Here is a 13,192-nt window from a genome sequence, read left to right as displayed (position 1 = left end):
CCAGAGTCGCGGAGCCAGGGCGGCTGACCGGAGACGGCACGTGAAGTGCTGCTGGATTCGGCATCGGCTTTTTCAATGCTGGCGAGCCATCATGCCCCTGATAGAATGTATGGAATCAAGCATCGGCAGCAGAGCGTGCTTAAGGACAGGGAATTGCCGAGCGATTGCGCCCTCACGCCAGAGTTCAAATCGCAGCGATGCCAGCCTGCTCAACACCGGCTGGGGTTGCTCGGCGCGCAATGCCTGCAGCACATCGGGCCTGCCAAAGTCGACGGATCGGCCCGGCACTTCGAGGCATCGCAATTCGCCGGCGGTAGGCCGCGTAATGGCCCGCTTGAGCCGAACCCAGGCGGCATCGGCATCGCGTAATGCCGCTGCCCCGCCGTCGATCGGAAGGCTGTCTACATAACTGAGCGCGCCGGACAGCAATTCGTTTCCGAGGCTGGCATCGCTGATCCCAAACCGGATGTCGCCGCAATTGGCCGCGACATCCGCTCCCTCGTCGACAAAAGAAGTGACCGAGGGGATCCTTGGTTCGAACAGGCTCTCAATCAGATGCCAATACCGCAGGACTGAGGAACGGACGTCGAGCGGACTATAGCGATTGCGCTCAACCAAGAGACCGAGAACCTGCTTGAAATGTTCTTCGCTGTGTCCCTTATAGTTTGATCGGGCAAACTGAATGGTTTCAATTTGTAGCGCCGGAAAGGCACTGGCCAATAGCCGCTGTGTGCTTCCGTAGAGACCGGTATCGCACAGCAGAATTCGGCGAGCATCGCCCCGGAGTTTGGCAAAGTGCCGCTCGAACAACGCGTTCTGCACGCGGATGTCAGACACAACCGCCTTCGCGCGATCGTCGAACAACATGGTCAAGAATACGTCTGCACGAAATGGCTGGTTCCATTCCTCTGGCAGCTCGTAGCGTCCTCCACCAAGGGCACAAGCTACATCAAGAAACGAGCGGCCGCGAAACTCACGGGCAATCTCCTCGAGCGCGGAAGCGCTGCGAACCAACACCGCGGCGCGCGCCGCAACGAGGCGTGAGACCATGAAGTTCTGCCGTGGCATGCCGAGCGGCAGCGAAAGCCGAGCGATGACTCGTTCGAAGACTTCCCTTATTCCAACACCGCCCCGGGCGCAGAACAGCAAGGTCGCCTTGTCGCATGCGTTCACTTCGGCGGCGTATAGCCAAATCAGCAAACAAAACTGAGTGACGATGGGCCCAAGGACAACACGTCCAAACGCGTACGCATTTTCGGGTGGCTCCGCTGCCGAGCGGTTGCCGCGCTTTGGTCGCGACAATGCGGCCCGAGCAGCAACCAAACCGCCATTCGCCTTGCGCAAATAGCTGAACCAGACCGGCCGGGGTGTATGAATGACAGTTAATCCATGTGCCGAGGCGCGACGGACGTCGGCATGCGGATCATCGCCGATGTGCAGAATTCGTCCTAGGGACACCCCTTCTGCTTCGGCGACCCGGGCAAACAGGGCACCGTCACGCTTCGTGCATCTCTGATCGGCGCTGCTGTAGATCTGATCAACAACATCGCGCCCATGAAAATGCGAGATTAGTCTATCGAGGTCTGCAGACGACAGCATGGTGTCGCTGACGGCGACAACGCGGTTGCCCGCCGCTCGACGTGCGCGCAGAAACCCGGCCAAGGTCCGGTTTGCAACGAGCGAGGTCTTCTCGATGTCGAGTTCAATTGCCAATCGCGCAGCGCTCAAGGAATCCGGAAGACCTAGCAAGCGAAGTTGCCGATCGATCACGTCGGGCAGTCGGACTTCACCGGAACCGCGCACGGCGAGCACTCGGAAGGCAATTCGCTCGGCTTCTTGTCTGGCTCTCGCCAGCAGAACAGGTTCAATTTGCCAGCCGCGCGCCCGAAGAAGGTTGCTGAATAAATGCTCACCTTGCACAATACGTGAGCGAGCGGAACGCACGGTTCGCAGGAGAAGCGTATCAAAGACGTCGACGGATATCAGATCGATTCCATCGGCGGCTCTGACGCGCTCGGCTAGCCTATGTGACTTCATAAATTACCAAACTCCAACGCACCGAATGACGCAGAACACGCGTAACGGTCGCAAATTGATTTGTGCTAGGCGGGCTCCGCAATTAGATGTTGCTCAGATCAATAAATTGCTTGTAGCATTTTGCGTGCCAACTCTGAGGGGCGTTCATATTTAAGAATTGTATGGACCGGCGAATTACCAGCCGAATTCTCACGGTCTCAGCTGATCGTTCCAGCGATGGGTATTTAGAGAATAATGATGCGATCGCTTACTAAGCATGGGATGTCTGCGCTCGCTTCTGTTGCCTCCAGGGCTGCACAAAGCGCGTCGTTGCGCAGGATGATCTTCAATGGCATCCGGTTGCGGCGCCCTGAAGTGGAACGTTTTGGTCGAATGGACGAGATCCGCTTCTTGGCCCATTGCTTTCTGAATCGCGATCGATCGCGATCGCAAATATTTCAAGACCTCTGGGTCAGCTACGAGCTCGGAGAGAAGCAGGGCGGGTTCTTTGTTGAGTTTGGTGCAACCAACGGCGTTACGAATAGCAACACCTGGCTGTTGGAAAAGGAATACGGCTGGCAAGGAATTCTAGCTGAGCCAAATCCAATCTGGCACGACGCGCTCACACAGAACCGGACTTCGCGCAAGGATCATCGGTGCATCAGCTCTAGTTCAGGCAAGAAGGTACGCTTCCTGGTAACGAACGACGTGGATCCGGAGCTCAGCGGGGTAGCCGAATTCGCCTCGGGTGATCATTTTGCAGCTGTGCGTTCAGCCGGACAAGAGATCGAAGTCGAGACGGTTTCGCTTAACCAGCTGCTAGCGGACTGCAATGCTCCTCGCAGGATTGACTACATGTCGATCGATACCGAGGGGAGCGAGTACGATATCCTAAAGAGCTTCGATTTCTCCCGCTACAGCATCGATCTACTCAGCGTGGAGCAGAATCGACAAACGGAAGCTGCGATTCAGGCGCTTCTTGCGACGCACGGATACAAGCGAGTCTTCGAGGAGTTCTCGCAGTGGGACGGCTGGTATGTGCATTCGGAGCGCATGACCTCTCGGCGTGGCACGAATCTTGACGGGCAATTGGCGCAAGCCCCGCGCAGGTAGCGTTGGTCGAGAAAACGAATGGCTGACCAGACCCGGACTGAGCTTGAATGAAAGAGTTTTCAGCACGAGCAAGAATGCCGCACATGTCATCGTTAGAGCCCGCGGCTGAAGCAAAGCGTATCAATGTCGCGATGCTGCTCAGCTGCAGTTCCTTCGAAGGGTTTTTTGGGTGGGTGCAGGGTCAGACGCGCGCTAGCTATCTCGAGCGGTATCGAAACGATTGGGCGTGGTACTATGCTCGCGGTTTGAGTCGAAACGGGATTAGGCCGATGCTCTATATCCCCGCACTGCGGGAGTCGGGAAAGTTCGCCACCGATGTTGGGATCGACGTTCGATTTCTGCCGCTCGAGAATTGGTACCAGCTGATCGAACGGGTGTGGGTCAAGCGCCTGTCGCGCCGTTCGCGCTGGTCCCTATATGCTGAGGAACGGTTGAACACGATTGCATTTATGCGGCCGCTTCGGAAAGCGCTGGCAGCGGATAGAATTGATCTGCTGTACGTGCAGGAATATTGGAGCGGCAGGTTCGATCACCTCGCAGGTCGAATTGATTTGCCAATAGTCGGTGCAGATCATGGCGGCCTGCCGGATCGTGTCGTGAAGCTGTTCAAACGCGATAGCTTTTGCAGGGCGGCGTTGCTCTATGGTCAAACCGAGCAGGAGTGTCGCATCGTCAGTCGTTATGGCGGTCGATCCCGTCTCCAGCCGAACGGCTGCGACGTATCGGAGTTCTTTCCGGATGCGGCCGCGAGCCGTTCCAAAACGATCCTGACAATCACGCGTTTGACCAACAGGCAAAAGCGCACGACCGACCTCATTCGCGCACTCGCCAACCTGCCAGAGGAATGGACGCTGGATATTGTCGGCACGGGGCCCGACAAGGACCTGATGCAGGGGCTCGCCGCGAAGCTCGGCTTGTCGCACCGGGTGCGATTTCATGGATTTGTCGACCGATCCAAGGTGCGCTCCTTGCTGTGCCGGTGCGGCGTATACGTGATGCCCTCGGCGAACGAGGCGGTGGCACTTGCTGTCCTGGAGGCAATGGCTTGCGGTGCGGCGGTGGTTCTGAGCCGCATACGGGCGTTTGAGCAATTGGTCACGCACGGAGTTAATGGCGTGCTATTTCCCGTCGGTGACGTAACAGGTCTATCCGCTGCCATCCTCGATGCCTGGGGCAATCACCAATCACTTGGCCGAGCAGCAATCGAAACTGTCCACCAAAGCTACAATGCGGAGAAGCTGTACGCGGAGCTGGCAGATAGTCTGCGAAAATCCGCTCATCGCGCTGTAGCCACCGCGGCGGAATCAAGCTTGAACTTGGAGGCTTTATCTTAGCGGCATGAGGCAGGAAATCATAGGCGACGCTCCCCCATCTTTTGAGAAGGTTTGCGTAATGAAGCAATTATACGAGGGTGATGCTTACGGAAAGAACAATCCGACATGGCATGAGGAGGATGCGCCGTGGAAGGCGGGTCACGTCGCGCAGATGATCCGGCGAAACAACATCCCGACCCAGCGCATATGCGAGATCGGCTGCGGGACGGGCGAGATCTTGTTGAACCTGGAAAGGACGTTTCCGGATGCGCGCTTATCGGGGTACGAAATCTCGCCCGATGCGTTCAGGCGCGCAGCAGCAAAAAGTACTCAACGTACGAAGTTTCACTTAAGCAACCTCCTCGGAGAACACGATTTAGAATTTGATGTTATCCTCGCGATTGACGTGATCGAGCACGTTGAGGACTATGTTTCATTCATAAAGCAGTTGCGTAGGTTTGGAACATTTAAGATCTTTCACATCCCGTTGGATCTCTCCGTGCAATCCATTTTGCGGGCTTGGCCGATTGCCGACCTCAGACGCAATGTCGGACACATTCACTACTTCTTCAAACAGTCAGCGTTGGCCACGCTCGAGGATTGCGGCTACACGATTGTCGATCATTGTTACACCGCTAGTCGGTTGGAATTGCCCAATCAGGCCTTCACAAGCCGTCTCATGCGAGTGCCCCGCCGCCTGATGTTTGCCTTCAATGCGGATCTCGCTGTGCGTTTGCTAGGCGGCTACTCGCTGTTGGTCCTCGCAAAATGAGGACCGGCGCAAGTCGGCTGGGTTGCGGTCATAGGCTGAGCCGGGTGATCGGCCTCAGTTGGAGGCGATCGATCCTGAATTGGAGCTGCGCTTATCCGCTGCAGCCAGCTCGTCTGGCGCAATCAGCTTGCGCTGATAGGCACGAAACAGCGCGCGGATAATGACGCCGACAAAGTAACCGCCTTGCAAGATGGCTTGGGTGGCTAAGACGGCAAGAACGGTTTCAAGCCCGCCGAGGCGCTGATTAAGTGTCAGGAAGATCGTGACAAACAGGACAAGCAAGGCAAAGGGGAGCAATGCCCGAAATCGGAAGCGCAGCCCCAACACCGCTCCGAAAATTGCCAGTCCGATAGCCGCGTATTCCATTACAGTGTCCCGCGATACGCGAAGTCCCCTGGAAGAGCTGAGCTGAAACAACGTCCTTGCGATCGGTTTCGCGCCCCCTCACGCCGGCCGGAGTTCGACACCTCGCCTCGCTTGCCCAACCGACGAACCGGTCAAGTGACAGATCACCTGTTGCGAGAACGTAAACTCGCAGTGTGGCAAAATCTTGTGGCGGTGCAGCACTCACGGGGCGCCAAAGCCGGTTTGATGCATCCGAACAATAACTTAGGTCTGCTTGCAGGCCGAGTCCTGTGCCGACGAGCCACAATAGCAAGTGGAACCGCCAGATCAAGTTGGCGCATTCCCCGTCAACGGCTTTTTTCGGTACAGGGTTTAGTGTTTCGACCGCTGTCACCTTGGCAGGGTATTTGCACCGTAAGCACGGTTGGCTGCTTTTTCATCTTGAGATCAATCGTCCCGGTGAACGCGCTGGACCAAGCACTGGTGTCTTGCATCTTCCAGGCAATTTGCCGCAGGTGTGCATGCGTATTGTACAATTACTCAATCACACACGCCGGCTGAATGGTCATGTGCATGCCGCCGTGGACCTCGCCTGTGCGCAGGTGAAACTCGGCCATCAAGTCGCAATGGTGAGCGGCGGCGGCGATTTTGATGCGCTGCTCGCGAAAAACAATGTCGAAACCATCCGCATCGGTTTGGAGCGTCGACCTAAGGAGCTGCTGCAGGCCACGCTGTCGCTCTACCGGCTGATGCGCGATTGGCGGGCAGAGGTGGTTCATGCCCATATGATGACCAGCGCCGTCCTTGCCTGGCCAATTTGCAAGTTGCTCGGAATTCCGCTCATCACGACCGTTCACAATGAATTCGAGCGGAGCGCCGTGCTCATGGGCCTCGGAGCGAGAGTGATCGCGGTTAGTGCAGCCGTTGGTAAGTCAATGCGAAGGCGAGGCATCCCACAGTCGAGGATCCGCGTGGTTCTGAATGGAACAATCGGTGCAGCGCGTTTCGAGCAAAAGGATCGCACGCCAGCCTCGCTTCAATCACCGGCGATCGTTTTCGTTGGCGGACTGCATCCGCGAAAAGGGCTATCGGACCTCTTTTCCGCGTTCGATATGGTTTACGCGGCGCTCGGAGCAGGACGCTTGTATATTGTGGGCGACGGTCCGCACCGCGAGCAATATGCCGCCCAGGTCAGCTCGATGGCATGCGCGTCGGCGGTGACCTTCTTGGGCGCTCAAGATAATCCTTTTCCGTTCCTGTCAGGAGCCGACATCTTCGTGTTGCCGTCGCATGCGGATCCCGCTCCGCTGGTGCTGTCGGAAGCGCGGGAAGCTGGCTGCGCCATCGTGGCGACCGATGTCGACGGAATTCCTGAATTGCTTGAACAGGGACAAGCAGGCGTTCTCGTCCCCGTGGGCAACCCGCAAAGACTTGCCGAAGTATTGCGCTGTTTGCTCCAAGACCAACAAGCCGTGCAGGAATGGAAAAAGAAAAGTCAATTCAATCTAGAGTTTCTTACAATCGAGCGAGTCGCTCGTCAAACGCTCGCGATTTACGAAGAGGCGTCTGGTCACATTCATGCCCACGCCTGAAGCAAGTGATGTCTGTGACCCAGCTACAGCGACGACGTGCTCGAGAATAGCGGCCATCGATTTTCCCAAGCTCGCCGTCATCATCACCTGCTTCAACTACGAGGCTTACATTGAGCGAGCGATCAGGAGCGTCTTAGACCAGAACTGCGATGCCTGCGAACTCCTGGTGGTGGACGATGGCTCAACTGACGGCTCCTGGGCGACGATTACCCGCTGCGCGGTGACCGCATTCAAGATTGAAAACAGAGGGCAGCTAGGCGCCTGCCTGTTTGGTCTAGAAAAGACCCAAGCAAGATTCGTCTTGTTCCTCGACGCCGACGATGAGCTCAAGCCAGGTTCACTGGCCAGAATCTTGGCCGAGTTGGACGAGCGCGTTGCAAAACTTCAATTTGGTCTAACGCTCATCGATGCCGAAAGCAGGCCTATCGGATCGTTTTCGTTGCTCGAATCGTTTCGGGAGCGCGACCGATTGGTTGATGAGGTGCTCAGCCGCGGTGTCTACAAGACGCCACCGACGTCCGGAAACGTGTTTCGTCGGGATGTCTGCGAACTGCTGCGCGAGGTGGACTATGACAAGGCCGTTGATGGAGTGATCTTGTTTGTTGCTCCGTTCTTTGGGGACGTGGTCAGCCTTTCCGAAGAGCTGGGCAACTACCGTGTGCACGGCCTCAACGATTCGCAGCTCGGTCAGCTTCCAAGCGCTTCGTTGCTACAGCGCGATATCAAGAGGTTTGTGGCGCGGACCGAGCACTTGCGCGCCATTCTCGCTCGGGTGGCTCCGGGCCGAAGATTGGTTGAGCCGCAAGGCGCCTTTTACTATCGCGAGCGCAGCTTCTGCCTCCAGATTGTATCGGGCAGCTCACGCGCTTCGATGTTGCCGAAACTGATCGCCAGTGTTGGCTCTGAGCCGTTCCCGATCGTTCAAAAAATGGCGCTGCTTGCTTTCTTTGTGCTTGCGGCCATGCTGCCTCACGAACCAGCCAGAGCGTTGATGGCCTACAGGTCTCGGAACCGGAGACGATCGGGACGTCTCCGTTTGGCTTTGCGGCGCTAGATAAGGCGCTGCATTGGCTCAGTGGCGGCCCTTCTCGATGTCGCCATTCAGCCTTGGGAGCCGTTGCCGTGACGGGCGGAGCTATCGTTCAACCCACCTACCCAACTAGATCATGGAAGCTGAAGAGTTGGCCGAGCACGTTTCCGATCGCGCCCTGCGGCAGGTTCGTTCCGTTGAAGCTGACAGCGTCCACGTAAAGATTGCGGTCGGTGTCGGGTGTGCCGTCCCAGCGGTCGTTGAGAAAGTGGACCAGGACAGTGTGATTGCCGGGTCCCCAATCCCCGTGCACGGCAATAGTCTCGGATTGATTTGCCGCATGCGATGCATGGGCCGTCAATGTCCCACCGACTTGGTTGCCATCGACCGAGATAGTGTAGAGCGCGTCGCCAAGATAGGCATCTTCGCTGATCTTGAACACGAGTTGATCCGGACCGGCGCCGATCGATGTCGATGAGCCGTTTTGTGTTTGGGAAGGCGTACCGGTCGGGTTTGTCTGCAGTACAGGCGTGGTCGCTGGCGCGCTCGTGTCGGGCGATGTACCATCATGGAAGCTGAAGGTCTGTCCGAGTACGTTTCCGATGGCACCTTGCGGAAGGTTCGCACCGTTGAAGCTGACGGAGTCCACGTAAAGATTACGGTCGGTAGCCGGGGTGCCATCCCAGCGGTCGTTAAGGAAGTGAACCAGGACGGTGTGATCGCCGGGTCCCCAATCCCCGTCCACGGCAATGGTGTCGGATTGACCGGCCGCATGCGATGCATGGGCGGTCAATGTCCCGCCGATCTGGTTGCCATCGACCGAGATGGTGTAGAGCGCGTCTCCAAGATAGGCATCTTCGCTGATCTTGAAGATGAGTTGATCCGGACCGGCACCGATCGATAGTGATGAGCCGTTTTGTGTTTGTGAAGGCGTACCGGTTGTATTTGTCGGAGGTGGGGTCGTTATCACCGGTGTGGTCGGCTCGGCCGGTGCACCATCATGGAAGCTGAAGGTCTGTCCGAGTACGTTTCCGATGGCACCTTGCGGAAGGTTCGCACCGTTGAAGCTGACGGAGTCCACGTAAAGATTACGGTCGGTAGCCGGGGTGCCATCCCAGCGGTCGTTAAGGAAGTGAACCAGGACGGTGTGATCGCCGGGTCCCCAATTGCCGTGCACCGCGATCGTGTCGGATTGACCGCCGGCATGCGATGCATGGGCCGTCAATGTCCCGCCGACCTGGTTGCCATCGACCGAGATGGTGTAGAGCGCGTCTCCAAGATAGGCATCTTCGCTGATCTTGAACACGAGTTGATCGGGACCGGCGCCGATCGATGTTGATGTCGGTGTGACTTGGGGTGTGCTCGAGGCAGTTGCAGCACCGTAGGTCCCGGGATCATTACCCGCTGGAGACGAGACCGGCTCCAGAGAAACAGCTGTGGCGGATGGCTCGGCAGAATAAACGCGGATGTAGTCGATCTTACTGGTGATAGGCACCCGTGCGAGGCTTGCGGGCTCTTGCGTAGCAAGATTCGCCAGAAGGTACATGGGTTGATGCATGTCGCTCGGCGTTGCGCGACTCCCAACCAGCTGGCCATCGACATAGAAACTGATCTGCTCTTTCTGCCAATTTACGCCATAGGTATGATAGCCACCAGGATTGGGCAATTCGCTGTAGACTTGGAGCTGCGTCTGCCAGTTGTCATTCAACGCTCGGTCCGTGGTGTGGATGGTGCTGTATACCCCTTTGCTCCAGACGCCATAGCGCTCAACAACATCGAGTTCTTGCCACCGTCCGAGCCCATTCGGATCGGGAAGATTGTTCACGGGCAGCAGCCAAAATGCATCCCAAGCACCTGGTGACGACGAGAACTCTGCCCGAATCTCGAAGTAACCGTACTGTTGCGAGAAGGTTCTCTGGGTTGTTATCAGTCCGGACTCCCAGCTTTCGGGAACTCCGAATGGAGTACGATCCGGAACAGCGGTAATCGCAAGCACTCCTTGGGAAACAGAGAAAGGATCGTATCCCGAGCTGGGGTCGACGAACGAGCTGGTGCCGAAGCCAACGTCGGACGCCGCATCGCCCCGCCATTCGGCTCTGGTGTCGGCCCACTTCGTGCCGGCGCCAGTAAGTGAAATGCTCCTGGAATTGAATTCATCGTCAAACGTCAGCTTGTAGCCGCTAAGATCGATCATCGAAAATCTCCGCGAGTAAAGCCCTGAGCGGTACGAACGAAATATCTGCGCGAGAAACGAATGCTTTAAGTTGCTGCAGTGAAAGCTGTGAGAGACTTGCTCGCGATGCGTTGATCGTTCGACGGCTCGGAGTATCAAACTTGCGTCAGTAGACAGTTCACACGGATCGGACCGTCAGTGTCGGCATGTGAGGGCCTGACCTACCGCACGCCCTTGAAGAGCAAATTCAAAGGACCGGATCACCGCGATCTCTCTCGACTATACGCTCGTCAAGCCTGGAAGTGCATGGTGAGGGAAGCGCATCCCTGCACCAATTTTAGGCGATTTCCCGGCGCGGACGCTGACTTCGCGGTACTGCGTCAATTCTCTTGAATCACAACAGACGCAGAGCAGTGGGCTTGGGCCGAGCCAGTCAGCTGCGGTCGGCTGATAGCGCGTCATAAGCCAACCCGCCATGACTTCGGACCAAGGCGCGCATGGACCAGGTCTCGTCGACTCTCGGCCATTCCACGGACTTACGATACGGTAAGCCTACGTGTCCAGAGTTGCGGGTCGTGACGCGATTGTATGCGCAGGAAAGCGTATTGGTCGGAAGCTTCGTTGACGTTGAGAATGGCCGTACTCAGATTGTCGAGAACCAAAATAGCTCTGCCTTCTCGGACAAGCAGAACCAGGTGGTTTTCTCCGGTTGCCCGAATGCCAACCTCCGCAAGGAGAAGAGACGAACTCGGCCAACCAGCTCGCAGCAGGAGATGGCGCTTTGTGACAGCATAGTCCGCGCAGTTTCCCTCGCTGGGAAAGATCTGCCAGTCATAGTCATTCCGGCTTGCCGCTAACGCCTTCGGCATGATGCTGAAATTGACCATGGAATTGATCTGGTTGAGCTGTCGCCATCGCTGACTACGAGAACGGAAATCTGTGATGCGCAGATCGCCATGTTGCTGGCAATCTTCGGGATATCGGACGCAGAACAGCGCGAACGAAAGGGGGGCGGCGACTTGCTGTTCAAAACCGCAATAGGCCGGTTGGCCGCAAATCCAATACATTATGGCAAGTGTGCTTGCAGCATATCGGATCATCACTTGGGTGCCTGACAGAAACGACTACACCATCGCTGCATATTGCAGGCGCAAGAATGGGAGCGCTATATCAATTATGGGGCAATTGATGCCTAGCCTTGAAGCGTCGCTGCCGCAGCTGTTTGCCTAACCAACAACGCGGCGCTGCTGCGAACGTGGTCACGAGGACGATCACCGCTCCAGAGAAACGGGACAGACTTCCACCTGAAAAAATTGGCTTCGCTGTCCAGGAAACTGCTTGGCACACTGAGGCGCCAGCGTCATTTCGAGCAGCCGCCGGCCCAATTTGCGGTGCCATCGCGGTGGCTCTTGGTCCCGCAGAATGCACCCGGCTCTCAAGCCGAGCGACACATAGCTGCGATCAGCCAGAGATCGTCCATGACGGGCTGGCCTTGTTATTCGCGCCGCCTTAGCTTGTAGCGGTCGCTAGCAGCAGACGTATTTCAGAGCCGTGCCGCTCATCCGCGAGATACGATCTTGGTCATTGCCTGAGCTATACCGACGCGCGCGAGAGTGACGACAGAGATCCCGCAGACACCACCAGCCACTTTGACCAGCACATCCATGAGGTCACCATGTCTATCGAGAGTCAGCAGCTGCAAGGCTTCGAGGATAACTGCGCTGCCGACGACGATCAGAGTTATGAGGATAATGCGATTCGAGTAGGCCAGCACGAGCGCGAGACCGAGGATAAAGAATGCGGCAAAGCGCTCGACGTTAGGCGGCGCAATCATGGGCCGATCGTAAATGGGAGCGAGCGTCACGAAAGCGACGAGGGCGAGAGCCAACCATCCCGAGGCGAGAAAGAACTTGACCATGTCTGTTATGATCCAGAGTTCGTGTTCGGTGCAATGAGGCGAGCGGCGCGAACATCTGGCCCTGTGTCGGAGCGGTTATCAACCGTATCGGATGATCAAAAGGTAGGCAGGGGCCGCACGATCGATCGGCAGAAACCGTTTTAGGCGCAGCCTGTATTTGCGTTCGTCCGAGTGAACGAGTTGTGAGCGCCTGCTGTGGCGGAGTTCGCAGCGGTAGGCGACCCCGAAGCTTGCGGGTACATGCCGCTACTCCGATGTTGCTTCGCATTTCGCTTTTGGAACTCTGATCAAGCGAACACATCTGTGAGCGCAAGCGAGATGCGAGACTGCGCGGTCGGGAATATCGATCTGATCTTTCAGCGTGGCCGGCGCATCGGTGCGCTGACGAAGCGCTGATGCCTGATCTCGCGCAGCAGCAGCGTGCGCTTGGTTTGCGCGGCGTTGAGCAAGCCTTCGAACAGCACCAGGACCTCGCGCGCCTGGACGTAGACTTCGGTGGTGACGGCGTCTTGATCGCAGCCATAGGCGGCAAGGCGCGCCTCGATCTCGGTCGCAGCGATCGGGTCAGTGCGCCAGCTCAGGGCATTTTGCTGGGTGTAGTATTCGGCCTGGGGCTCGAAGTCGGGATCGATCCCGACCATGTCAATGCGCCGGAGCGCCGCTTCGATCGCCTTTTGGCGATAGGTCTCGAGTAGTTTGTGCCGTAACATGCGGTAGCGTAGGATCTCCCAGGACAGTTCGGCCACGTCGATGGCAAGCAGCCATTCGATGGCGGACCGGGGCGCAAGGTCCGCAAAGATGGCCTGTCGCAGCGCATGGTAATGGTTGAGATGTTCGCCGGGCAGCAGCAGGGGCGGCGGCGCCAAGGCGGCAAACTCCGCCGGGAGCGCAGTGGCGGTCAGCTCGGGCGCGGTTTGGAA

11 protein-coding genes are annotated in these 13,192 nt (G+C 57.3%); 5 read left to right on the top strand and 6 right to left on the bottom strand.

Features of this window, described 5'->3' with window-relative positions:
• Positions 1 to 72 precede the first annotated feature (72 nt).
• Complete coding sequence (locus tag ACVWYQ_RS14800; RefSeq protein ID WP_456725751.1) at positions 73 to 2,037, bottom strand: hydrolase; 1,965 nt, start codon at positions 2,035 to 2,037, stop codon at positions 73 to 75.
• 261 nt (positions 2,038 to 2,298) lie between these two features.
• On the opposite strand from ACVWYQ_RS14800, the gene ACVWYQ_RS14795 reads away from it, so the two are divergent.
• From ACVWYQ_RS14795 to ACVWYQ_RS14785, 3 genes are read left to right on the top strand one after another with little or no spacing between them, the layout of a single operon-like run.
• Positions 2,299 to 3,129: an FkbM family methyltransferase gene (locus ACVWYQ_RS14795; protein WP_275497460.1), complete on the top strand. Its 831-nt coding sequence runs from the start codon at positions 2,299 to 2,301 to the stop codon at positions 3,127 to 3,129.
• Positions 3,130 to 3,176: 47 nt separating this feature from the next.
• Complete coding sequence (locus ACVWYQ_RS14790) at positions 3,177 to 4,463, top strand: glycosyltransferase family 4 protein (protein ID WP_456725750.1); 1,287 nt, start codon at positions 3,177 to 3,179, stop codon at positions 4,461 to 4,463.
• Between the two features lie 58 nt (positions 4,464 to 4,521).
• A complete protein-coding gene (locus tag ACVWYQ_RS14785; RefSeq protein WP_456725749.1) occupies positions 4,522 to 5,214 on the top strand; it encodes a class I SAM-dependent methyltransferase in 693 nt (230 codons plus the stop codon).
• A 54-nt stretch (positions 5,215 to 5,268) separates the two neighbouring features.
• Here the strand turns inward: ACVWYQ_RS14785 and ACVWYQ_RS14780 are convergent, their stop codons facing one another.
• Positions 5,269 to 5,580 carry a hypothetical protein gene (locus tag ACVWYQ_RS14780; protein WP_157286778.1) on the bottom strand — a complete coding sequence of 104 codons (312 nt, stop codon included), beginning with the start codon at positions 5,578 to 5,580 and terminating at the stop codon, positions 5,269 to 5,271.
• 500 nt (positions 5,581 to 6,080) lie between these two features.
• Between ACVWYQ_RS14780 and ACVWYQ_RS14775 the strand changes: the two genes are divergently transcribed.
• Positions 6,081 to 7,151 (top strand): glycosyltransferase family 4 protein, encoded by a 1,071-nt coding sequence (locus ACVWYQ_RS14775; RefSeq protein WP_456727143.1) that lies wholly within the window; start codon positions 6,081 to 6,083, stop codon positions 7,149 to 7,151.
• Positions 7,138 to 8,205, top strand: a complete 1,068-nt coding sequence (locus tag ACVWYQ_RS14770; RefSeq protein ID WP_456725748.1) for a glycosyltransferase family 2 protein — start codon at positions 7,138 to 7,140, stop codon at positions 8,203 to 8,205. The genes ACVWYQ_RS14775 and ACVWYQ_RS14770 overlap by 14 nt, the downstream gene beginning before the upstream one ends.
• Positions 8,206 to 8,302: 97 nt before the next feature.
• Here ACVWYQ_RS14770 and ACVWYQ_RS14765 read toward each other — a convergent pair whose 3' ends face one another.
• The 4 genes from ACVWYQ_RS14765 to ACVWYQ_RS14750 all read right to left on the bottom strand — a co-directional run bounded on the left by ACVWYQ_RS14765 (position 8,303) and on the right by ACVWYQ_RS14750 (position 13,138).
• A complete protein-coding gene (locus tag ACVWYQ_RS14765) occupies positions 8,303 to 10,375 on the bottom strand; it encodes a carbohydrate-binding domain-containing protein (RefSeq protein WP_456725747.1) in 2,073 nt (690 codons plus the stop codon).
• A gap of 515 nt (positions 10,376 to 10,890) precedes the next feature.
• Complete coding sequence (locus tag ACVWYQ_RS14760; protein WP_225136188.1) at positions 10,891 to 11,454, bottom strand: transglutaminase-like cysteine peptidase; 564 nt, start codon at positions 11,452 to 11,454, stop codon at positions 10,891 to 10,893.
• A 458-nt stretch (positions 11,455 to 11,912) separates the two neighbouring features.
• A complete protein-coding gene (locus ACVWYQ_RS14755; protein WP_456725746.1) occupies positions 11,913 to 12,272 on the bottom strand; it encodes a VanZ family protein in 360 nt (119 codons plus the stop codon).
• Between the two features lie 356 nt (positions 12,273 to 12,628).
• Positions 12,629 to 13,138: a hypothetical protein gene (locus ACVWYQ_RS14750; RefSeq protein ID WP_456725745.1), complete on the bottom strand. Its 510-nt coding sequence runs from the start codon at positions 13,136 to 13,138 to the stop codon at positions 12,629 to 12,631.
• Positions 13,139 to 13,192 lie beyond the last annotated feature (54 nt).

The sequence above is a fragment of the Bradyrhizobium sp. USDA 3397 genome, from assembly GCF_054060965.1.
This window is presented reverse-complemented; position numbering and strand designations above follow the sequence as displayed.

Bases quoted from the DNA above. Each gene is read 5' to 3' on its own strand.
- ACVWYQ_RS14760 (WP_225136188.1), bottom strand. From the start codon at position 11,454: ATGATCCGATATGCTGCAAGCACACTTGCCATAATGTATTGGATTTGC.
- ACVWYQ_RS14795 (WP_275497460.1), top strand. From the start codon at position 2,299: ATGTCTGCGCTCGCTTCTGTTGCCTCCAGGGCTGCACAAAGCGCGTCG.
- ACVWYQ_RS14755 (WP_456725746.1), bottom strand. From the start codon at position 12,272: ATGGTCAAGTTCTTTCTCGCCTCGGGATGGTTGGCTCTCGCCCTCGTC.
- ACVWYQ_RS14800 (WP_456725751.1), bottom strand. From the start codon at position 2,037: ATGAAGTCACATAGGCTAGCCGAGCGCGTCAGAGCCGCCGATGGAATC.
- ACVWYQ_RS14790 (WP_456725750.1), top strand. From the start codon at position 3,177: ATGAAAGAGTTTTCAGCACGAGCAAGAATGCCGCACATGTCATCGTTA.
- ACVWYQ_RS14765 (WP_456725747.1), bottom strand. From the start codon at position 10,375: ATGATCGATCTTAGCGGCTACAAGCTGACGTTTGACGATGAATTCAAT.
- ACVWYQ_RS14770 (WP_456725748.1), top strand. From the start codon at position 7,138: ATGCCCACGCCTGAAGCAAGTGATGTCTGTGACCCAGCTACAGCGACG.
- ACVWYQ_RS14775 (WP_456727143.1), top strand. From the start codon at position 6,081: ATGCGTATTGTACAATTACTCAATCACACACGCCGGCTGAATGGTCAT.
- ACVWYQ_RS14780 (WP_157286778.1), bottom strand. From the start codon at position 5,580: ATGGAATACGCGGCTATCGGACTGGCAATTTTCGGAGCGGTGTTGGGG.
- ACVWYQ_RS14785 (WP_456725749.1), top strand. From the start codon at position 4,522: ATGAAGCAATTATACGAGGGTGATGCTTACGGAAAGAACAATCCGACA.